The organism is Arthrobacter sp. D1-17, assembly GCF_054130535.1.
Window position 1 is genome coordinate 2,225,155 of sequence record NZ_CP096382.1, and the last position, 20,412, is coordinate 2,245,566.

At 65.1% G+C, this 20,412-nt stretch carries 18 protein-coding genes; 4 read left to right on the forward strand and 14 right to left on the reverse strand.

What is annotated here, in order from left to right; translation table 11 throughout:
* Positions 1 to 138: 138 nt before the first annotated feature.
* Both M1E01_RS10390 and M1E01_RS10395 read right to left on the reverse strand, forming a co-directional pair.
* Positions 139 to 984, reverse strand: a complete 846-nt coding sequence (locus tag M1E01_RS10390) for a hypothetical protein (protein WP_457971534.1) — start codon at positions 982 to 984, stop codon at positions 139 to 141.
* Positions 968 to 2,713, reverse strand: coding sequence for an FAD-dependent oxidoreductase (locus M1E01_RS10395; RefSeq protein ID WP_457971535.1), 1,746 nt, complete (start codon positions 2,711 to 2,713; stop codon positions 968 to 970). The genes M1E01_RS10390 and M1E01_RS10395 overlap by 17 nt, the downstream gene beginning before the upstream one ends.
* A gap of 243 nt (positions 2,714 to 2,956) precedes the next feature.
* Between M1E01_RS10395 and M1E01_RS10400 the strand changes: the two genes are divergently transcribed.
* A complete protein-coding gene (locus tag M1E01_RS10400; protein ID WP_309124451.1) occupies positions 2,957 to 3,319 on the forward strand; it encodes a UBP-type zinc finger domain-containing protein in 363 nt (120 codons plus the stop codon).
* An 829-nt stretch (positions 3,320 to 4,148) separates the two neighbouring features.
* On the opposite strand, the gene M1E01_RS10405 is transcribed toward M1E01_RS10400, so the two are convergent.
* Positions 4,149 to 5,081, reverse strand: coding sequence for a LysR family transcriptional regulator (locus tag M1E01_RS10405; protein WP_457971536.1), 933 nt, complete (start codon positions 5,079 to 5,081; stop codon positions 4,149 to 4,151).
* Between the two features lie 159 nt (positions 5,082 to 5,240).
* Between M1E01_RS10405 and M1E01_RS10410 the strand changes: the two genes are divergently transcribed.
* From M1E01_RS10410 to M1E01_RS10420, 3 genes are all read left to right on the forward strand, one after another.
* Positions 5,241 to 6,545: an aromatic ring-hydroxylating oxygenase subunit alpha gene (locus tag M1E01_RS10410; protein ID WP_457971537.1), complete on the forward strand. Its 1,305-nt coding sequence runs from the start codon at positions 5,241 to 5,243 to the stop codon at positions 6,543 to 6,545.
* Positions 6,542 to 7,957 (forward strand): ferredoxin reductase, encoded by a 1,416-nt coding sequence (locus M1E01_RS10415; protein ID WP_457971538.1) that lies wholly within the window; start codon positions 6,542 to 6,544, stop codon positions 7,955 to 7,957. The genes M1E01_RS10410 and M1E01_RS10415 overlap by 4 nt, the downstream gene beginning before the upstream one ends.
* A 982-nt stretch (positions 7,958 to 8,939) precedes the next feature.
* Positions 8,940 to 9,242, forward strand: a complete 303-nt coding sequence (locus M1E01_RS10420; protein WP_457971539.1) for a hypothetical protein — start codon at positions 8,940 to 8,942, stop codon at positions 9,240 to 9,242.
* A 174-nt stretch (positions 9,243 to 9,416) separates the two neighbouring features.
* On the opposite strand, the gene M1E01_RS10425 is transcribed toward M1E01_RS10420, so the two are convergent.
* The 11 genes from M1E01_RS10425 to M1E01_RS10475 all read right to left on the reverse strand — a co-directional run bounded on the left by M1E01_RS10425 (position 9,417) and on the right by M1E01_RS10475 (position 20,270).
* Positions 9,417 to 9,905 (reverse strand): HAD domain-containing protein, encoded by a 489-nt coding sequence (locus M1E01_RS10425; RefSeq protein WP_457971540.1) that lies wholly within the window; start codon positions 9,903 to 9,905, stop codon positions 9,417 to 9,419.
* A gap of 216 nt (positions 9,906 to 10,121) precedes the next feature.
* The gene (locus M1E01_RS10430) at positions 10,122 to 10,853 is read right to left on the reverse strand and encodes a sulfite exporter TauE/SafE family protein (protein ID WP_457971541.1); all 732 of its coding nucleotides are present in this window, start codon (positions 10,851 to 10,853) and stop codon (positions 10,122 to 10,124) included.
* Positions 10,854 to 11,239: 386 nt separating this feature from the next.
* Positions 11,240 to 11,920, reverse strand: coding sequence for an SDR family NAD(P)-dependent oxidoreductase (locus M1E01_RS10435; RefSeq protein ID WP_457971542.1), 681 nt, complete (start codon positions 11,918 to 11,920; stop codon positions 11,240 to 11,242).
* Positions 11,910 to 13,175 (reverse strand): sialidase family protein, encoded by a 1,266-nt coding sequence (locus tag M1E01_RS10440; protein ID WP_457971543.1) that lies wholly within the window; start codon positions 13,173 to 13,175, stop codon positions 11,910 to 11,912. The genes M1E01_RS10435 and M1E01_RS10440 overlap by 11 nt, the downstream gene beginning before the upstream one ends.
* A gap of 4 nt (positions 13,176 to 13,179) precedes the next feature.
* Entirely contained in the window at positions 13,180 to 13,971 is a 792-nt protein-coding gene (locus M1E01_RS10445) for an HpcH/HpaI aldolase family protein (RefSeq protein ID WP_457971544.1), read from the reverse strand.
* Positions 13,972 to 14,031: 60 nt separating this feature from the next.
* Positions 14,032 to 15,021, reverse strand: a complete 990-nt coding sequence (locus M1E01_RS10450) for an aldo/keto reductase (RefSeq protein ID WP_457971545.1) — start codon at positions 15,019 to 15,021, stop codon at positions 14,032 to 14,034.
* 34 nt (positions 15,022 to 15,055) lie between these two features.
* A complete protein-coding gene (locus M1E01_RS10455; RefSeq protein WP_457971546.1) occupies positions 15,056 to 15,883 on the reverse strand; it encodes an ATP-binding cassette domain-containing protein in 828 nt (275 codons plus the stop codon).
* Positions 15,876 to 16,832 (reverse strand): ABC transporter ATP-binding protein, encoded by a 957-nt coding sequence (locus M1E01_RS10460; RefSeq protein WP_457971547.1) that lies wholly within the window; start codon positions 16,830 to 16,832, stop codon positions 15,876 to 15,878. Before M1E01_RS10460 ends, M1E01_RS10455 begins: the two co-directional genes overlap by 8 nt.
* A 1-nt stretch (position 16,833) precedes the next feature.
* The gene (locus tag M1E01_RS10465; protein ID WP_457971548.1) at positions 16,834 to 17,760 is read right to left on the reverse strand and encodes an ABC transporter permease; all 927 of its coding nucleotides are present in this window, start codon (positions 17,758 to 17,760) and stop codon (positions 16,834 to 16,836) included.
* On the reverse strand, positions 17,757 to 18,692 hold the full coding sequence (locus M1E01_RS10470; RefSeq protein WP_457971549.1) for an ABC transporter permease: 936 nt from the start codon (positions 18,690 to 18,692) through the stop codon (positions 17,757 to 17,759). Before M1E01_RS10470 ends, M1E01_RS10465 begins: the two co-directional genes overlap by 4 nt.
* Before the next feature lie 3 nt (positions 18,693 to 18,695).
* A complete protein-coding gene (locus M1E01_RS10475; RefSeq protein ID WP_457971550.1) occupies positions 18,696 to 20,270 on the reverse strand; it encodes an ABC transporter substrate-binding protein in 1,575 nt (524 codons plus the stop codon).
* Positions 20,271 to 20,412: the final 142 nt, after the last annotated feature.

Genomic DNA, 20,412 nt, shown 5'->3' on the forward strand with positions numbered 1-20,412 from the left:
GGCTCTAACGGCTTCCCCCTCATCCCAGAAACGGCCATCATAGTGGTTCTTCGATGCCAGGTGTTGAGTATTCGAGTACCCGGCCAGTCCGGACGATCAAGCCTATGCGGGAAGGTCGCTCACGAAATTCCGGCCGGACTACCGGCGACGGGAAAGTGCGAATGCCCATCCGCCGGCCACTCCAATGGCCAGTAGTACGGCTACGAAGCCGATCGCCGGAGCGCTCGGCCATGTCAGGGCGTCGCCATACCGCAGCAGGGCAAGCGCCTGCAGAATGACGAAGGCAACGGAGGTTAGGGCCACGGGGCGGACGGTGCGAAGATCACCGCTCAACTGGCCCTGGGCTGCAGCCCACCCAAGACCGACCAGCCACGCTCCGATCGCCCTAGCGGTGAGCTCGGACAGCGGCCACGGCCACCACGTCGCGGCAGGAATGGGTACTGCCAGGAGCGCCACGCCATATGACAGCAGTAGCGCGGCGATTCCCACCAGGAGCAGCCGGAGCGCAGGGGGTAGCACTGGCCGTCCCGCCGTTACCGACTTTGGGGCAGGACGCCCGGACCGGATCTGCATCCAGCTTATGACGAGCATCGCCACGGGCACGACGGCATAGATTGCCAGCCACGCCCAAGTGGCTACTTGGGCAGTGGGGGCAGTGTCTGACGACAGGTGGAATCGATCGAGATGAAGCAGGGTGACTCCGAGGGTCAATGTCGTGAAGACGAACACGGGCCAGACTGCCAGCCTCGCTGAATCCCAATTCGCTGTGCGGGCGCCCGTCACCTCCAGGCCGGCACTCGACCAGTATGCCGCCCCGAGGAAGACCGCGGTCATTGGCGGATTGACTGTCCACGCGAACCATTCCTCAGTCCGGAGCGGAAACACGAACAGCACGAGCCCTGCAAGAAACACGAGGAATGCAGCAACGTAGAGCAGCCACCGCATCGGCCGAATCAACGGTGTGACCTCAGTTGGAGCGGACATCACCGGGCAGCTCCTCGGGTGCGGCTGCCTCACCAGGGGTAGGATTCTCGGCTAGGTAGGTGTGAAGCATCGAGACAACGGTGGCGCCGTCCCCGACGGCGGTAGCCACCCTTTTGATCGAACCGGCCCGCACGTCGCCGATCGCGAAAATGCCGGGCATGCTGGTTTCCAGCGCTAAAGGCGCCCTTTCCGACTTGCTGGACCCGGCGTCACTGACATCCCGGCTGGCGCCCGTCCGCAGAAAACCGGCTGGGTCACGCTCCACGGTGTCGGGCAGCCAGGAGGTCCGCGGCGCCGAACCGATCAGCACGAACAAGCCGCCCGCTTCGATCTCATCGCTCGGTGTTGCGTCGGGTCCGGATGCGGCGACCTTGACTGCGGCAAGGAATCCGTCCTGATCGCGGGCCCCAACGATCACGGTACTATAGCGGATCGCAACGTTCCGGGTGGCCTCAAGTTGGGAGATGAGGTATTCCGACATACTGACCGACAGGGTGGGCCCGCGCACCAGCAGCGTCACCTGCTTCGCGTACTTAGCAAGGTGCAGAGCCGCCTGTCCGGCCGAGTTGCCGCCACCCACGACACAGACATGCTTTCCCGCCATCGACGGCGCCTCCGAGACTGTGGCCCCGTAGAAGACGCCTCTGCCGACCAGACCCTCCAGCTGAGGTATACCGAGGCGACGGTAGTCAACGCCGGTGGCCACGACGACTGTGCGGCACCGCACGACACTTCCATCCGAAATCGACACAGCGTACAACGCTCCGTCCACGCGGACCCCCTCCACCTTCCGCATGAACAGGAAGTCCGTGCCCAAAGTCCAGGCCTGGTGAAATGAGCGGTAGGCCAGGTGGGCGCCGCTCACACCGCGGGAGAAACCAGGGTAGTTGCGGATCAATGAGCTGGTGCCAGCCTGGCCTCCCACAGCCTCACCCTCCACCACCATGGTGGAGAGGCCTTCGGAGGAGGCATAAACGGCGGTCGCAAGACCGGATGGACCGGCTCCCACAACCACCACATCGAAGATCTTGTCCGCCGGCGGCGGTCGCGTCACCCCCATCGCTTCGGCGATCTCCAGGTCGCTGGGGTTCTCGAGGACGATTGGTGAGGCGGTGAACTCCAGCACCATGACCGGCAGCAGGGGGTCGCGCAGGCCCAGGCTCTCCAGCGTCCGTTGCGCGGTCTCGGACCCCACAGGGTGGAAGCCCACCGGGATGTGGTTCCGACTTAAGGAGTCGCGCAACATATGAGTCCTTTCGTCGCCTACCTCCCCGATCAGCCGGACCGCCTCGAACCCGACCCCCTGGGCCAGGTGCCAGTCGTCGAGGGCGTCGGTAATCGCCCCATGGAATTCTTCGTCGCGCGATCGTTCGGGACGTATGATCACCAATTCGGCGTACCCCTGCCCGATCGCCCGGAATACAGTGGGGGCGCTGGCGAAGTCACCCCATGTCACCACTACTCCACGCTTGGCGGCCGGGTGAAAGCCATAGGCACGCCGCAGGAAATCGAGTCCGCCGCGGTCAGCCGGCCCGTAGCACCCGAGGATGAGGGCGACCTGCCGATTCCAGCGCCGGAGCCCCTCAAGCACCGCCCGCCCGTGGGCATGGCCTGCGCAGGCCAGCACCTCGTAGTCGGCACCGTACCGTCGACGTAACTCATCTCCAAGAACGCGCCGAGAGGTCGGGTCTGTGGTAGCAATCAGCATGACCGGAACCGAGTCATCCATGGCCGCCGTCTTTCCGGATCAATGGTTCGGTGAGCTCACGATACTCGCGCTAGGACATTGGGGACAAGTGGTGCTCGTTGCCTCCGGGAAGGCCTTCTCCACCGGAGTCGGAGTTGTATCGGGCCGCGGTTGTCGCCTCGATTCCGTCATTCCAATGGCGCGGAGGTTCTGCCAGAATGGCTCACTACGGCTGGCAAGCGGGATGACCTGAGAATAAGCGGAGCGATGGAAATGGAGCACCCCATGGAGGATCTCCCTATTCCGGGAATCAGCCTGGCCGCCATACCCAGTGGAACAGGTTGTCTGGAGTGCCTCAGCGGTGACGGCCCAGGATGGTGGCTACATCTTCGCCGCTGCGCCCAATGCGGCCACATCGGATGCTGCGATTCATCACCCTCACAGCATGCCAGCGCCCACGCGCGCACCGTCGGTCACCCCGTCATAAGGTCCTTTGAACCTGGGGAGGACTGGTTCTACGAGCACAACACGGAGAAGTTCTTCCGCGGCCCGCGGCTTCCGGATCCTCAGTCCAGACCACTGGAGCAGCCAGCACCTGCGCCGGCAGACAAGGTACCGGCAGACTGGCGAGAGCACTTACACCGGTAACCGCGGATTCAGAACCACCAAACGCACTGACCTACCTAGAGGATCACGTTGCCCGGTCGCCGTGGCAGGTTCCGGCAAGGCCCCGGCGTATGTTCAAGATGCTTTCCATTCCAGATTCTGGTACGTCATGTCGTCCCCGCCACCCGGACCATGAACAGGTGTTGGCCACCCCCGACCAACCCGACAAAACCGGAACGAGGAACCGCAAAACCCCGCCACAGCAAGCGGAAGGCCCACTAGCCAGGGACTTGAACCCGCCACCCCACACACCTGAATGAGCCACCACGGCGGCCAGGCCACAGCCCGCGGACCAGAGTCAGAGTGACGCCACCCCAGGCTATGTCAACACCTCAAAGCAAAAACCCCTCTGACGAGGGGATATGCTGTGCCCGAGGTGGGACTCGAACTACATTCCAGCGCCTGCAAACACAGGATTCCTCCGGAAACATGCGGAATCCGGCCCGAACCAACACCGGTACAACCCAGTCCGAGGCCATAAGTGTGGACAATGTCCGCACCCATATTCATCCTCTGATCACCCAGTGAATAATCGCATTCCCTACTGTGGGAACGCGGTTTTTTGCGCTGGCAAGGGTGAGGATTATCAACGAGTCTGGCCCGTCCTACGTCTTGAGTGCCTCCGATTGCAACGGACCGAGAGGCCCGCCAAACACTGTAGAGGTTCGCTCGGGCGACACCTCCTTCTCCCATCTCATGGACTGCGCGGCAGACACTCACACGACGAAGCGGCGAAGAAGGCGGCCGCGCGGACGTGTCGCCACCTTCTGGACCTGCTGGCCCGTCGGCAACGAATCGCGACAATGCGATTTCAGAGATCGTCTCCGGGTCGGGCGGCGAGGATCCGGTTGGCGCTGACCTGCAGGATACCGAGCGACTCCTGGATCAGGGGCGATGCGATGCTGCCCCTGCGCACCGCAGCGACAATACGGCGCGTGGGCTTTCCCTTGCCAGTAATGCGCAGTCGAACCACGTTTTCGGCACTGTGCAGGGGGGCCAGTCGCGGCAGCAGGCCCACGCCCAGCCCCGCACCAACGAAGGCGATCTGGGTTTCCCATTCAACGGCCTCGTGGGCAATCCGCGGCGTCACCCCGACTGCCGTGAACGCCGCGGTGAACAGGGAATGGTAGGCGGAACCGGCGGACTCAGTGATCCAGGGTTCGGATGCCAGCTCTTCGAGCGTCACCGTTTCCCGCGATGCCAACGGATGGTCGGAGGGGATGATCACGTCCAGGGGATCGTCGAGCAAAACGGTCTGCTCGAAGCGCGGATCATCCTCAACCGAGGTGTCGGACTGCATGGCGACGATGACCGCGAGGTCGATTCGCTCGGCAACCAACAAGTCGAAGCAGCGGGCCGGGTTGGCCTCGAGTACCTGCACCTCCAGCAGGGGGCGTGTCGAGCGCAGGGTGGCGGCCAGCGGCGCGAGCAATTGTGCGGCCGCAGTGGAAAATCCGCCGAGGCCAAAATGAGATGGCACCTGGTCGCCTGCCTCCATGGCTGCGGCGCGCAGGCTCTCCCATCCGGCAATGAGGGTGTCCGAGCCCGCCACGAGAAAGCGGCCCGTGGCGGTCAGCCGCACACCCCGGCCGTCCTTAGTTAGCAGCTGCATTCCAAGCACGCGCTGGAGCTCCCGCAACTGCGCGGAGACGGCGGAGGGAGAATAACCTGTGAGCTCCGCGGTTGCGCCTATGGTGCCGCACCGGGCAAACACCCGAAGCGTAAGGAGCCTTGGATCGATCATGCATCTATTCTGCAGGGTTATCTTCTAAATATTGCGCTTTTGTTGCGGTTCAATCGTCCCTAATGTCATGACTACAGCTTTTTTGATAACGCCAGTTGCACCCACCCACCCGTGGTCCCAACGCATTGCACACTACTCAGGCCCCCCGGGAGGAAACCTATGTCTGTTCCAGTGAACTTGTCCCTCAACACCCGCGGAAAACTCGCTTCATCATTGCCTGCAGAGCAGCTGGCGGAGATCTCCGAGTTGTTCCATCTCCGGCGTACGGGATATTCCCTCGATGCACCCTTCTACACTGATCCGACGATTTTCAACGTCGACATGCAGGCCATTTTTGGCCAGCACTGGATCTTTGCCGCCAGCATCGCCGAGCTCCCGGAGCCGGGGGACTACGTCACCGTCGACTATGGGCCTTACTCCCTAATCGTGCTGCGCAACGACGACGGCGGCGTGAACGTCCTGCACAACGTGTGCCGCCACCGAGGGGCCCGCGTCCTGACCGAACCCTCGGGGTCAACAGGCAACCTGGTATGCGGCTATCACTCCTGGACCTACTCCCCCAACGGCGATCTAATCCATGCCTCGGCACCGGGTGAAACGAAGTTCGACAAGGGCTGCTTCGGTCTCAAGCGCGCCCACAGCCGCGTGTTTGCCGGACTCATTTTCGTCTGCATTGCGGATGAACCGCCCACGGATTTTGACGAAACCGGAAAGATCTTCGAGCCTTACCTTGCGCCCCACGATCTGGCGAAGACGAAAATCGCCTACCAGCAGAACATCATCGAGGAGGGCAACTGGAAGCTCGTCATGGAGAACAACCGTGAGTGCTACCACTGCGACGGCCACCCGGAGCTCGCGTGTTCCCTCTTTCCCACCTGGGGCCTGACTGAGGGCCTGGTCCCGCCTCATCTCGAAGAAGTGTGGGACCGCAACAAGGAAGCGCAGTCATCGCTCGAGGAGCGTTGCAGGCGCTATGGCCTTCCCTACGAGGTCATCGAGGAGCTTGACACGCGCATAGCGGGAATCCGCATTTCACGGGAATCGCTTGACGGTGAAGGCGAATCGTTCTCGCCCGATGGGCGCAGGCTTTCCAAGAAGCTGCTCGGTGACTTGCGGGACTTCCGTCTTGGCCGCTGCTCGATGCACCTGCAGCCCAACAGTTGGTTCCATTTCCTCGGGGACCACGTCATCACGTTCGCCGTCTTCCCCGTCAACGAACACCAGACACTGGTACGTACCACCTGGCTGGTGGCTGACGACGCCGAGGAAGGCGTCGATTACGATCTGGAGAAACTCACCTACACCTGGAAGCAGACAAATCTGCAGGACAAGGCGTTCGTGGAGCTGTGTCAGAAGGGCGCCAGCAGCCCCGCCTACGAGCCCGGCCCGTACATGAAGAGCGAATACCAGGTCGAGGCGTTCATCAACTGGTACGTGCAGCGCGTGCAGGAGCACTTGGCATGACGCAACTCGGCACGGAGACGGCAATCCAGGAACCACAGCGCATCCGCGGTCTTGAGATGCCGTGGAACAGGGTGATGGGCAGCAGCGAGGGACCCGCCCGCGCCGCCCACGCACTGGGTCCCTGGCATCCGCAGGAGTTCATGGCGGAATGTGTCGAGACCGTTCCTGAGGCAGGCGGCATGATGACCTTCGTGTTCCGCCGCTGCGACGGTGCGCCCCTGGCGTTCCGTGCGGGCCAGTACGTGAACATCGCATTTCCCGTGAACGGCGAGGACCAGGATCCGGTGGACCGCAGCTACTCGCTGTCGAGCTCGCCCACCCAGCCGTGGACTTTCAACATCACAGTCAAACGCGACCCCGCTGGGCTGGTCTCACCGTGGGTGCACCAGAACGTCAAACCCGGCACCGTCCTGGAGATGCTCGGACCGGTCGGGGCATTCCACCTGCCTGACGCCGACCGCCGGGCACGATACCTCTTGCTGGCCGCCGGCGCAGGCATCACCCCCATCATGTCGATGGTGCGGACCATCCACTCCCTGCCCGGCCAAGCCGATGTCGTGGTGCTCTACCACGGAGCGGAGGCCGGCGGATATGCCTTCCACCAGGAGCTGGCCTACATCGCCTCCGTGGACTCGCGAGTCAAGGTCTTCTACGCCCTGGGCGACCGCAGCAAACCCGAAGGGTGGGAATGGCTCAGCGGAAGGCTGACGGCGGCCATGCTCGAGGAGGTTGCCCCCGATGCCAACGGCCGCCAAGTCTATGCCTGCGGCCCCGAGGGTTACCTAAATACCGCCACCGAGCTCCTGGGGAAGGTCGGCGTCGACGACACCTCCATCAACATGGAATTCTTCTCGGGAGACCGCCAGACGATCCTTGAATATCAGGCGGAGATCGCGCTTGCAGTCGACATTGCAGAGGAAATCGCCGAGGAAATCGCCGATTCCGCCGAGGACTACTACGAAAGCCAGCCCACAGCGTTCGGGCTCTACGAGCCCGGCTACAACGCCGAGGGACCACTGAAGGCCACGGGGCTGCCGCTGGAAACCGCGGACCCGGACGCCCCCTATTCCGAAGCCCCCGACGGCAGTCCGGACGTGGGGCCGCAGGCCGGGTCCCCCGATGCCTCGGGCTTCGACACGGTCGGAACGGGAAGCCTCACACTGTCCTTCATGCGCACCGGCATCAATGTCCGCATCGACCCCACCGAACACATCCTCGGGGTAGCCCAGCGTGCGGGCGTCCGGATCGGCGCGAACTGCAAGGAAGGCATGTGCGGCTCCTGCAAGGTCGTCAAGCTTTCCGGGGAGGTCGAGATGAACCACCAGGGCGGGATCCGGGCACGGGAAATCGATGCAGGCAAGTTCCTGCCCTGCTGCTCCACCGCGCGGACCGATTTGGTGATCGATGCCTAACCACTTCCAGCTGCTCTAGGCCGGACAGCATCAGGGATCGTTTTCACGGCAAGAATACAAGTGCGAGAATGCCACGCGTGGCGTTTCGCTTGCCCCCTATGGACCCGCAGGCTCCCCCGACCAGGTCGTGCCTTCCAGGGATATAGACGCACCACCGGCCCGAGGGCATGTGCAATCAAGATGCTGGCCAGTTGCCGGGTGCCTGAGCAGCAGCAATGTGGAGGCGGCCAAGGAAGCCGTGGTGAGCCTGAAGGTCACCTCCGCGATGGCCGGAGCCGTCCGGATGGAGCGCTACTGCCATGACCTCGAGGACACGCTGGCGGCGCACAGGATTCCGGACGCTGCGGCAGTGCTCGTGGGGATGTCCAGGACGTCGAGACTTTACATCCGCACTTTACATCCGCCAGGTCCGCCAGTGCAGAGACAGGCGAGGCAGGTAGCCGGCGGGAGTTTGGGGGAGAATGCTTCCGGGCCCGGCAAGCCCTGAACTGAGGGTTCGCGGCTACCTTCCTTCAGGACACCGCCGGCGTGGACGGGGCAGGTTGGAAAACCCGGGGGTGGCCTGAGGACACCGAGACCCGGGACCCTCAAAAGCAAGGGCCCTGACTAACTTCGATGTTCAGGGTGCCATAGGCTTCCCACATGGGGTGCCCCCTATCCTCCTGAGAGGCCGGCGGCGGAGGGCCTACGGGGCGAAGCACCGAGACTCAACCAGCCCGCCGTCGGCCGTCCGGCAAGCAGCCGCTGGCTCCGATAACGCCAGGGGACACGTGCACGCATGGAAACTCGTCAAGTCTCTGCCCCAGCCACAGAAACGCGAAGCCTGTGGAGCTCGACCATCCAGGGCAGGTTCACCGCGCCGGCAGCCCCCATCATTCAGGGCAACCGCGCTGGCCGGCCAGCTGCTCACCGCCGTCCGGGCCCAGCCCCCACCCCGGCAGCGGACAGCGTGCAGTACGTTTGGTACCGGGACGGGCAGCACATGACCTACCACTCAACCGACCCAAGCTACCGGCTCACCCCTGCCGGCGGCGGCCGCAAGATTACCGTCAAGGCGTTCTACAACAAGGCCAACTACCTCAGGGCTGTCAGTCCCGCCTCCGCTGCCGTGAGCTGGCCGTGTTACTTCACACTGGGAGCCGCCTCAATCATCGGGACCGCGGCAGTCGGGTACACGGTCGAGGCCGGAACAGCCGGTGTCTCACCCGCGATGGCTCCCGCAATCAGGCCGAGCACGAGAAATGCGAGAAATCCCATGACGCTTCGTTTCCACAGTGATCATTGAGGGTCGGCGGCACCGGCCCTGTTCATGAGTCAAGCTGCGGGCTTGCTGCTTGGCAAGGCATTTCGGAGCGGGCCGCATCTGGGTCGCGTCGACCCGCTCACCCTTCAGGTACGCCACCAACTGCACAGAAGCTCCCCCATCTCAGCTGCACACTCTTGGCGGTCAATCTACCTTTCACCCCCCGGCGCCGCTATCAAGGAACACCTCGACGGCCACGACGTGCGCTTCGGTCAAGCCATGGTCCGGAACCGGCTTCTCCAGCAGGACGGGCTGGCTGTGGTGATGGGCCCACTCCCGGGCGTCCGGACCGAGCACGTCATCAACCCACACCACCGAGTCCCAATCCGCTTCGCCCAGGTCCTCCATCCGGGCCAGCCACCGGATCACCGAGCGCAGCTTCGGCGTCGGCTCATCACCATCGTCGGGGCTAAGCGTCAGCGTGATGCGTAAGGGTTCCACCTCGAGCTGCAGCTGCCTCTCCAGCCCCCCGATCATGGCCGCCGGCCACGTCGACACCCAGGCGATCCGCCCGCACCTGGCGAGCCGTCTGACCAACGACACCTTGGTATCTGAGAGCCCGAGCGCGGGATAGTCCTCGCCCCTGCGATGATGCGCCGTCGGGTTCAGGACTCCTTCGATGTCGAGGAGGATCAACGGTTTCATGGACGCGAAACTACCCTGCGCCCCGGTCCGGCGATAGCCGCAAACCCGCGGAGGCCAATATGCGCACGCGAAAGTAACCCGGCGATGCGGTCGCCGCGGGCGGTTGAGCAGCAGCCCCAGCCGCCCCTTGGGGGGCCGCAGCGGCCGTCACCCTGCTGCAGGTGCCGCACGTCCAGAGGCTCCCGGTCTTCGAGCCCGCCTAGGGAATCTCCGGACCTAGCCCTGCTGCAGCAGTTGCTGGCCGATGAGCAGCAGTACACCCGCTGAGGATGCAGCCAGCGCGACTAGACGTGTCCGCTGTGGCTGCAGGAATCTGGTGAGGAAGCGGGACAGAAAGAATCCTGCTAGCACGGACGGAACCATTGCGAGTGATACCTGGAGTATTTTTTCGTTGATTGCACCAGCCAAGGCCAGAGCCAGGAGGGACATGCAGGAACCGACCAGGAAGAAGGCGCTCATCGTTCCGCGGAGTCGAGGACCTTCGGAGCGCTGCCAAATGATTGCCATGGGAGTGCCCCCGATGGATGTGGCAGTCCCTAGGATTCCTGAGGCGGCTCCAGCAGCTATCAGATTGCGCCTTAGTGGTGGCGGGACCCAGCCGAGGAAGGCTGCCAAGATCCCTGCAGTTACCGCGAACGCCACCAGCCATACCAGGCCCTCCGGCGGGAGCGCGATGACTAGCCAGGCCCCGACGATACTGCCCGGAATGCGGCCAGCCAAGGCCCAGCCGACGCCGCGAATGTCCAAGTGTTGGTGTTCCCGTACGGTGATGATCAAGGTCAGCAGAACAGAAAGCAGGATCAGCGAGGCTGGCAACAGCGACGGATCGATGATGGCAATCACCGGCGCCGCGACCATTCCTAAGCCAAAGCCTACGGATCCTTGGAGGCATGCTGCGGCGAACAGGACCGATGCGAGGACACAGAATTCCAAGACAGTCACAGTCACCCTACGAGTCCCTCCCTGGTACCGCGCTAACGGCAAGTCGAAATGAGTATGAACCAGGCAGGCTCATCGGGCTGCAGCAGTGACTCCTGGAGGTCGAGCGGTTCCCAGCCCCTGAGACCGACCTACTTTGGCGCCCTTGGCCTCGGACACACGGCGTGACTCTTTTCCGAGCAATTGACCAACGCTGCCACATCACCTGGTGCCCTTAACCCGCAGCGGTGTAGCTCCTACCAGCAGCAGTTCCGCTGCGCCGGAGCTGGAGGCATTTTGGCTGTGTGGCGGAGCGCCGTGGTCATGCTCCACTCCGGCAACTCCTGACCGGCGAAGTCCAACGCGGTGCAATTTATCCACAGATTGCCCACGGTGAGATCAGCTCCGGTGCAGACTCAGAGCGATGCACCTCCGCAGATGACGTAGTTCTGGCCGGTGATGGACTTGCCGTGGGGCCCGAGCAGGAAAGCTGCCAGAGCTGCCACATCATCCGGGTCCACCAAGGCCCCAAGGGCCGGCATCCGCACGGGAGTAGCGGCCCGGCCGGGGTCGTTCAGCATGGGGGTGTCCGTCGGGCCTGGGGAAAGCACGTTGACCGTGATCCCGCGCGGCGCAAGTTCCTGGGCCCATGTCCGGCCGAGCCCCATGAGCGCAGCCTTGGTGGCGGCGTAGTGGCTCTTGCCCGGAGACCCAGTGGAGGTGCGGCTGCCCAGCAAAACTACCCTTCCGCCGTCGGGCATTGTCGGGACCAAGGCGTTGGCCAGCACGCTGGCCGCCGCTACGTGAACGGCGAACATCCCGGATAAGGCCGAAGGGTCGAGCTCCCCCAGCGACGCCGTCCGCTGGAACCCGGCGGCGTGGACCAGCGCATCGGCAGGGCGCAACCCGCCCACCGCGTCAGCCAAAGACTCCGGCTCCGAGAGGTCCGCCCGCAGCCACTCGAACTTCCCGTCCAGCGAGGTTTCGGTCCGGCTCAGCCCGGTCACGGCCCACCCGTCGTCCAGCAGCCGGCGCGTGATGGCCAGGCCGATTCCCGAGCTGCAGCCCGTGACTACCGCATGCTGCTCAGGAGGCATGGATCGAAGCATCCTCGAGGCCGCCCGGCGTCTGAATGCCCTCGTACGCCCACTGCGGGTCAACGCGGACGAACTTGATGGCTTGGCGGAAGTATGTGTAGGCGATGTTCAGGGCACCGTCCGGGCCCTGATGGATGGACGGGTAGGAATACTCACGGTTAAGTCCGTCGCGGGAATTGTTTGACAGGCAGTACCCATCCCCCACATCCAGGTTCCGGCGGATGGGCCACGAACGGCCGGAGTCCTCGGAGATGGCCAGGGTCATCGGAGACCGCGGCGTCCCCCAGAACGCGCGGCGCTCCTCACCGTCGGAGGAAGCGGCACCGGGCACCGGTTCAGCGAGCTGACCCTGCTCCTCGGCCAGCCCGTCGTCATCAATTTCATCGTAGAGGGACAGCCTGCGCTCGGTGTTCTCCCCTGCGCGGCTGTGGTTGTAGACCAGGGCCAGGCGGCCGTCGGCGAGGGCGGTGAACTGGATGGAGGAGTTGTTGTTCGGCAGCTCGGTGGGGATGGGCTCGCTCCAGGTGGAGCCGTCATCGGTGGAGCGGGATTCGTAGATCGAGTCGGCCCAGCGGCTGCGGAACAGGGCCAGCAGCGAACCGTCTGCCATCGGCTGGATGTTCATGTGAACACAACCCAGGCTCCCCGGCAGGACGCGCTCGGTCCAGGTGGCGCCGGCGTCGTCGGAGATCATCACGGCGCTGTCGTCGCTGTTGCCCACCCACTTCTCGCCCGGGACGGTGATGCAGCGGAAGATCGGCACGATCAGGCGGCCGGACGGCAGCACCACGGGCAGCTGGCGGACAAACACACCACCGGTCTCGTTCGCGGGGAACAGTGTTTCCACCTCGCCCCAGGTGCGGCCGCTGTCCGTGGAAATACGACGGCGGACCTCGGCGGTGTCCTGGTTGCCCGCCTTCTGGGCGGTGTACAGCAGCCACAGGGCGCCGTCAGCTGCGGTGAACAGGATGGGGTTCTGCTCCGACCGGGTGGAGTCATTGGAAAGCTGCTGCGGTTCGGACCACTGGCTGCTGCCGGGTTCGAGGGCTGAGAACCAGATGGAGATGTCCGGCACGCCTTCCTGGGTTCCGCCAAACCAGACGCAGCCGAGCCGGCCGTCGGGCAGGGTGAGCAGGTTGGCGGCGTGGCTCTGGACGGTAGGAGCCGGCAGGTAGGCGAAGTCGGCGCCGTCGGCCCGCTTCATGACCCCGTCCGGGGTGATGGTGCTGTAGGCGTCGGTGGTGGTGTTCTGCATGAAATTAGCTCTCCTTGGTTCCGGCATCCGAGCGAGCGGTGTCGAGGTGGGATTTGGCGATCTGTTCCAGGTGCGTCAGATCGGAAGCGATGGTGGCGAAGGTGTAGCCCTGAGCCAGCCGCTGCGCTGCGACGGAACCGGCGGGCGTGTGGATCCCGGCGGCAATGCCGGCAGAGGCCGCGGCCTCGGCAATGGTCTCCAGCGCAGCATTGAATTCGGCTTCCACCTGAGGGTCCCCCGGGAATGCCCCGCCCACCGCGATGGTGAGATCCGAGGGTCCGACGTAGATCCCGTCCAGGCCTGGGGTGGCGCAGATTTCCTTGACGTTGGCCAGTCCCTCCGGCGTTTCGATCATGGCGAACACCAGCGTGGTGCCGTTGGCGTCAGCGGGCTTCGGCCCGATCCGCAGGGCCGAGCGCATCGGACCGTAGGAGCGGCCGCCCATGGGCGGGTACTTGGCGGCGGCCACGGCGGCGGCGGCGTCGGCGGCGTTGTTGATGAGCGGGACAATGACGCCCACGGCCCCCGCATCAAGGGCCTTGCCAATCGCTGTGAAGTCGTTGGCCTCCACCCGGACCATGCCGACGGCGATATGTCCGGCATCGATGGCCATCAGCCCGTTGAGCACGCCCGAGTAGCCGAGCAGGCCATGCTGCGCGTCGAGGGCCACGTAGTCGTAGCCGAGCCGGCCGATGCGTTCGGTAGCCACGGGCGCGTCCAGCACCGCCCAGTAGCCCACCGCCTGCTCACGGGCGCGGATCTTGCGGGCGAATTCGGTGGCCAGTTCGGAGGTCATCAGAGTCCTTCAGTCTTGGTGATCGGTTCGGGAAAGTCAGTTCAGGGGGCGAGGAAGAGGTCAGCGGTTGTAGGCGGGCATCGGGCCGCGCAACGAGGTGCCAACGGCGTCGCAGGCTTCCACGACGTCGGTCGGCAGGGGCCCGTTGGCCACGGCGTCGATGTTGGCGCGGAGCTGCTCCACCTTCGATCCGCCCAGCAGCATGGACCCCACCCCGGGCCGGTAGGCGAGCCAGCGCAGCGACAGCTCAGCCAGGGAAACCCCGGCGTCCGATGCGATGCGGGACAGCTCGCCGATCGCGTCGAACAGCTGCTTGTCCCAGTACCGCTGCGTGTACATGGCAGCGAGCTTGGAGTCGCCGTAGCGGCCCTCGGTGGGCTTGGCGTCGAAGCTGTGCTTGCCGGTGAGCAGGCCGCCACCCAGCGGGTTGTAGACCATGGTGTGCACGTTATGGGTGGCGGCGAATTCGAGGTATTCCTCCTCGAGCCGGCGGGCCACCAGGTTGTAGAGCTGCTGCGCGACGATGGGCCGCGGCGCCCCCACTTCCCGCGCGGTGTGGATCACGTCGGCGATCTGCCAGGCGGCGAAGTTGGAGACGCCCAGCGCGCCGATCTTCCCCTCCGCAACCAGCTCGGCAACCGTGGACAGAGTGTCAGCCAAAGGCGTGGCCCGGTCCGGCTGGTGCAGGTAGAACAGGTCGATGCTGTCCACACCCAGCCGCCGCAGGCTCCCCTCCACGCTGGCCCGCAGCCCGGCGGGCGAGAGCGGCGAGTTGGAGCCGTGGTCCGCATGAGGCATGCCGGCCTTGGAGGCCAGGATGACGCCGTCGCGCTTTCCCTTCAAAAGACGTGCCAGCATCTCCTCGGTGACCCCGCCCACGTAGGCGTTGGCGGTGTCGATGGTGGTGATGCCGGCGTCGAGCGCTTCTTCCACCATCCGCCCCGCTGTGGCTTCGTCGGCGGTGTCGCCGAAGGTCATGGTTCCCAGGACCAGCCGGGAAATGGGAAGTTTCAGGCCGTCCACCTGGGCGCCTTCGGGCTGAGTGCTCATGCGTTGATTCCTCGTGGTTGCGTTGGTGAGAGAGTTAGGAGTTGGCCAGGGCCAGGGAGCGGACCAGGTGCCGCGGCTTCAGGCCCGTCATGGTAGAGGGGTCCAGCGCCGCGCGGCGGAGCTTGCGGGTGTAGTCCTCCTTTGGGCTGGTCAGGACTGAGGCGGTGGAGCCGTGCTCAACCAGCTTGCCGCGCTGCATCACCATGACGCTATCGCTGATTTCCTGCACCACGCCAAGGTTGTGCGAGATGAACACGTAGGTGATGCCGGTTTCGTCCTGGATGGACTTCAGCAGCCGCAGGACCTGCGCCTGCACGGACACGTCCAGCGCGCTGGTAGCCTCGTCGCAGACCAGCAGTTCGGGCTTGGACGCGAGAGCCCGGGCGATGCCAATGCGCTGGCGCTGGCCGCCGGAGAACTCGGACGGGTGCTTGTCCAGGGACCGCACGGGCAGGCCCACCTGGTCGATCAGCTTCGCGGCCGCCTTGTGCCGCTCCACCTTGGACCGGACGCCCTGCAGCTTCAGCGGCTCGGCCACAATCTCCTGCGCGGTCATGTGCGGGTCCAGCGAGCCGTACGGGTCCTGGAACACCATCTGGAACCTGGAGCGCATCGGCCGCAGCTTCGACTCGCTCATGGCCGCGATGTCCGTGCCATCAAGCTCGATCCGCCCGCTGGTGGGCGTCACAAGCCGCATCAGCGCCTTGGCGATCGTGGACTTGCCGCAGCCGGATTCACCCACCACGGCGATCGTCTTGCCTTTGTCCACGGAGAAGGAGACGTCGTCAACGGCCCGGAAGGTGCCACCCGGCACGTGGTAGTCCACCACGAGGTTTTCGACGGCGAGGAACGGCTTAGTCATGGCTGGCTCCGGTCTGGGTCAGGGCGGAATCGGTGGCGGTTAAACCGGTGGCTGAGTCACCGGGCTGCAGGCCGTGCGCACCGTGGGAGCGGCCCGGGGAGGCAGCGGGAGTTTCGTCCCACGGGCCCAGGACGGGCACGGCAGCCAGAAGGTCCCGGGTGTACTGGGTGGCGGGGTGGTCCACGATCTGCTGGACCTCGCCCGACTCCACAAACGAGCCGTCCTTCATCACGTGGATGCGGTCCGAGATCAGCCGGGCCACACCGAGATCGTGCGTGATCATCAGGATGCCGATGCCGCGCTGCTCCTGCAGTTCCAGCAGCAGGTCCAGGATCCCGCCCTGCACGGTGACGTCCAGGGCCGACGTCGGCTCATCCGCAACCAGCAGCTGCGGCTCGCTGGCCAGGGCAATGGCGATCAGCACGCGCTGCAGCATGCCGCCGGAGAGCTGGTGCGGGTACTTCTTCAGCTGCTTCTCCGGGGTGGGGATGTGCACCTGCTCCAGCAGCCGGATGGCCCGGGCCTGCAGCGCGCCCTTGTCCTTGGCCGAGGCCGCACCGGCGATCCGGATGGCCTCGAAGAGCTGGCTGCCGATCGAATGGACCGGGCTCAGCGCCGTCATCGGGTCCTGCGGGATCAGCGCCAGGGTCTTGCCGCGCACCTTGTCGATCGCTTTGGGATCGGCGGTGACGTCGACACCGTCAATCAGCACTGTGCCGGACAGCACCGCCAGGTCCTCGGGCAGCAGGCGGAGGATGCCCATCGCCGTCGTGGACTTGCCGGAGCCGGACTCGCCGATGATGGTGACCGTCTCGCCCCGGTGGATGCTGAAGCTGACGGAGTCAACGGCGCGGATGATTCCGGCGTCGGTAATCAGTTCCACCTGGAAGTCACGGACCTCGAGGAGCGGCTGCTCCCGGTGAGCGGAGGTCTGAGGTTGTGCGGTCATGTCAGGCACCCTTCTTCTTGCGGCGGGGACGGTCGCGGAGGCCGTCGCCCAGCAGGTTCACGCCCACCACCATGAGCACGATCACCAGGCCGGGCAGGGTGACCATCCACCAGGAGGTGGTGATGTAGTCCTGGCCGTCGGAGATGATGCGGCCCCAGGTGGCGAAGGGCCGCTGCGGGCCGGCACCGAGGAAGCTGAGCGCGGACTCGAGCAGCACGGCCTGAGCCAGCAGGAGCAGGACCACCAAGGTTGCCTGCTTGATGACGTTGGGGATGATGTGCTGGATGAGGATCTGGATCTTGTGCAGGCCCAGGATCCGGGCGGCGGAGACGTACGGCTTTTCGCGTTCCACCAGCACCATGGAGCGGGTGAGGCGGGCCACTTCGGGCCATTGGGCGATGGCGATCACGAAGGTGATCACCGGGATGGAGGGGCCGAACAGGGCCACCACCAGCAGCAGCATCATGAGCAGCGGCAGGGACATCTGGGCTTCGAGGACGCGGGAGACGATGGTGTCCACCCAGCCGCCGAAGTAGCCGGCGGCCGCGCCGAGGATGATGCCGATGGCGCCGGAGACCAGCACCGCCAGCAGGCCGATGGTCAGCGAGACCTGGCCCCCGTGCAGCACCCGGGAGAGGAGGTCGCGGCCCAGCTGGTCTGTGCCGAACAGGTGCCCGTCGGTGAGCGGCGGCAGGCGCCGTGCTCCGAGGTCCTGGAAGTTCGCGTCCGGGAGGGGAAGCACCTGGGCCAGGATGATCGGGATGATCACCAGCAGGGTGCAGACGGTGCCGACGATGAGCTTCCACTTGGCGGCTTTACGACGGCGGGTGGCTCCTGCCTTGGCGATGTCCTCCTTGGTGATGGCGGAAGGGCTGGGCTGCCTGGCCGGCTGGCCGGCCGCGGCTGGGGTTGCGGTGTCGAGGCTCATGCTGTTGCCGCCTTTCCAAGACGAACGCGGGGATCAAGGAGCGGGTAGGCGAGGTCGATGAGCAGCTGGACAGCCACCGCCAGCAGCGCGGTGAGGAGGACCGTGGCCTGGATGAGGGGGTAGTCGCGGGTTTCGAGGGCCCGCACAATCAGGGAGCCGACGCCGGGCCAGGCGAACACCACCTCGACGACCACCACACCGTTGAGCATCGCGGCGAACCGGGTGCCGAGGGCGGTGAAGACGGGGATGGCGGAGTTGCCCATGGCGTAGCGCCAAGTGAGCGCCGAGCTGCGGACGCCGCGGGAGCGGGCCACGGTGAGGAACGGGGCCGCCAGGTTGGCGGTCATTTCCCGCCGGACCATGCGGGAGATCAGGGCGATCTGCAGGATGGCGATGGTGATGGTCGGGAGGACCAGTCCGCCCCAGGTGGCGAAGCCGGAGGCCGGAAAGATCGGGATCAAGACGGCGAAGCCGGTGAGGAGCATGATGCCGGTCCAGAAGTCGGGCATGGATTGCCCGGCGATGGTCAGCACGTTCACGCCGAATTCCTTGCCGGTGTCCGGGCGGCGGGACATCCACACGCCCAGCGGGATGGCGACGACGGCGGTGAGCAGGATCGCGGCGGTGGCGAGGGTCAGCGTGTAGGGCATCCGTTCGGCCACCACCTGCATGGCCGGGGCTTGAAAGGAGTAGGACTGGCCCAGGTTGCCGGTGAACAGCTGCTGCAGGAAGATCCAGTACTGCTCCAGCACGGTCCGGTCCAGGCCGAACTGCTCCCGCACCTTCGCGAGCTGTTCGTTGCTGGCCAGTGGGCCTGCGTAGGAGACTGCCGGATCGCCCGGTGCCATGCGGATGAGGATAAACACGGTGGACACCGTGAGGAACACGGTCAGCAGGCCCTGTCCCAGGCGCTTGAGGATGTAATTCGTCATGGCTTAGGCCTCCAGCCGGACATCAACGAGGGGGTAGGAGTTGGTGGGTGCCAGGTTGATGTTGGACACCCGCTCCCGGTGGGCGAGGACGGACTTGGGGACGAACGCCCAGGCGCAGGGCCAGGTGTCCCAAACGGCCTGCTGTGCGTCATTCAACAGTTCAGTGCGGCGGGCCGGGTCCGCTTCGGCAGACGCGGCCTGGATCTTGGCGGTGACCTCGGGGATCACATAGCCCTGGTAGGTGTCGCGCGTGGCTTCCTTTTCGGGGGTGCCGGAGTACATGCCCTGCAGCATGGTGATGGCCAGGCCGGTGGGGCTCGGGTAGCCGTTGCCCAGCAGGTCCCAGTCACCCTGCTTGCCCTGGCGCCAGGCCAGGATATTGCCGCCGGGTTCAAACTGCTGCAGCTCGGCCTTCACGCCGATCTTGCCGAACATCTCCACCAGGGCCTCCATCACGGAGGTGTCGGAGGCGAATTCGCCGGTCTCCCAGATGATCTTCAGGGTGAGGTCCTTGACGCCAAGCTCGGCGAGGGTGGCCTTGGCCTTCTCGGGATCGTAAACGTATTCGCCTGTCTTGTTGTAACCGGTGAGGCTGGACGGGGTGACGCCCTCGGCCTGGGTGACGGAGTCCACCAGGACATCGCGGACCAGTGCCTCGCCGTCGATCGCCATGCTGAGTGCCTGGCGGACTCGGGGATTGGCCAGCGGGTGGCCGGCGGGCTTGCGAAAGTTGAAGAAGATCTGGTTCAGGCGGAGGCTGGACGCCTCCTGGAGTTCGACGCCGGGAAGTCCGGCGAGCTGTTCGCGGGAGTCGGGCGTGATGGAGTCGATGACGTCCACCTCGCCGCTGCGCAGGGCGATAACGCGGCTGGATTCCTCGGGGAGGAACCGGACTTCCACATTGTCCACCTGCGGTGCCGGGCCCCAGTAGTTCTCGTTGCGGGCCAGGCTGTAGGTGCCGGCGCCACGGTTGAACTTGGTGACCACGTAGGGGCCGGTGCCCACGCCTTCCTGCAGTTCCTCCGGCTTGTTCTGCGCGGCGGGGGTAATCAGGATCATGCTCATGAGCGAGTCCAAGATAGGGATGGGCCTCTTGGACACCATCTTGAAGGTGCGGTCATCCACCGGCACCACCTTGGGGAATTCGGGGAAGAAGCCGGCCACGAAGGAGCCCTGCACCTGCTGATACATCTTCAGTGCGGTGGCAACGTCCTCCACCGTCACGGGGCTGCCGTCCGAGTAGCGGATGCCCTCGCGGAACCGGACGGTCCATTCGGTAGGGCCGGTCATCTCGAAGCGTTCGGCCAGGACCAGCACAGGCTTGGTTTCGGGGCCGATGGCGGTGAGGCCCTGGCGGACGGCACGCTGCACCGTGACGGCGGCGTCGAACTGGTTGAGCTTGTTGTCCAGGCTGACCAGGGAGCGGTTCAGGGCCAGGGTCAGGGTGCTGGGTCCGGGAAGGCCGGTAGGGCCGGCGCAGCCTGCGAGGCTGCCGGTGCCCAGCAGAAACCCGGCCGCGGCGCCGAACTGCAGCAGGCGGCGGCGGGAAATCTCACTTCCTTGAGGAAGAACGGTCATCGTTGACCTCTCGGTAGATCGGGGACGGCTGTCGGCCGGAGTGGCAGCGCCGAATGTTGTGTCCATCACTTTGCCACTTCTGCGCAAAATACGCAACCCCTCTGGCGCGATTCGCGCAATCGTGTCAGAATGTTGGAAAGCA

Coding starts and splice junctions, on each gene's coding strand:
- M1E01_RS10390 (WP_457971534.1), bottom strand. CDS start 984: ATGTCCGCTCCAACTGAGGTCACACCGTTGATTCGGCCGATGCGGTGG.
- M1E01_RS10395 (WP_457971535.1), bottom strand. CDS start 2,713: ATGGATGACTCGGTTCCGGTCATGCTGATTGCTACCACAGACCCGACC.
- M1E01_RS10400 (WP_309124451.1), top strand. CDS start 2,957: ATGGAGGATCTCCCTATTCCGGGAATCAGCCTGGCCGCCATACCCAGT.
- M1E01_RS10405 (WP_457971536.1), bottom strand. CDS start 5,081: ATGATCGATCCAAGGCTCCTTACGCTTCGGGTGTTTGCCCGGTGCGGC.
- M1E01_RS10410 (WP_457971537.1), top strand. CDS start 5,241: ATGTCTGTTCCAGTGAACTTGTCCCTCAACACCCGCGGAAAACTCGCT.
- M1E01_RS10415 (WP_457971538.1), top strand. CDS start 6,542: ATGACGCAACTCGGCACGGAGACGGCAATCCAGGAACCACAGCGCATC.
- M1E01_RS10420 (WP_457971539.1), top strand. CDS start 8,940: ATGACCTACCACTCAACCGACCCAAGCTACCGGCTCACCCCTGCCGGC.
- M1E01_RS10425 (WP_457971540.1), bottom strand. CDS start 9,905: ATGAAACCGTTGATCCTCCTCGACATCGAAGGAGTCCTGAACCCGACG.
- M1E01_RS10435 (WP_457971542.1), bottom strand. CDS start 11,920: ATGCCTCCTGAGCAGCATGCGGTAGTCACGGGCTGCAGCTCGGGAATC.
- M1E01_RS10440 (WP_457971543.1), bottom strand. CDS start 13,175: ATGCAGAACACCACCACCGACGCCTACAGCACCATCACCCCGGACGGG.
- M1E01_RS10445 (WP_457971544.1), bottom strand. CDS start 13,971: ATGACCTCCGAACTGGCCACCGAATTCGCCCGCAAGATCCGCGCCCGT.
- M1E01_RS10450 (WP_457971545.1), bottom strand. CDS start 15,021: ATGAGCACTCAGCCCGAAGGCGCCCAGGTGGACGGCCTGAAACTTCCC.
- M1E01_RS10455 (WP_457971546.1), bottom strand. CDS start 15,883: ATGACTAAGCCGTTCCTCGCCGTCGAAAACCTCGTGGTGGACTACCAC.
- M1E01_RS10460 (WP_457971547.1), bottom strand. CDS start 16,832: ATGACCGCACAACCTCAGACCTCCGCTCACCGGGAGCAGCCGCTCCTC.
- M1E01_RS10465 (WP_457971548.1), bottom strand. CDS start 17,760: ATGAGCCTCGACACCGCAACCCCAGCCGCGGCCGGCCAGCCGGCCAGG.
- M1E01_RS10470 (WP_457971549.1), bottom strand. CDS start 18,692: ATGACGAATTACATCCTCAAGCGCCTGGGACAGGGCCTGCTGACCGTG.
- M1E01_RS10475 (WP_457971550.1), bottom strand. CDS start 20,270: ATGACCGTTCTTCCTCAAGGAAGTGAGATTTCCCGCCGCCGCCTGCTG.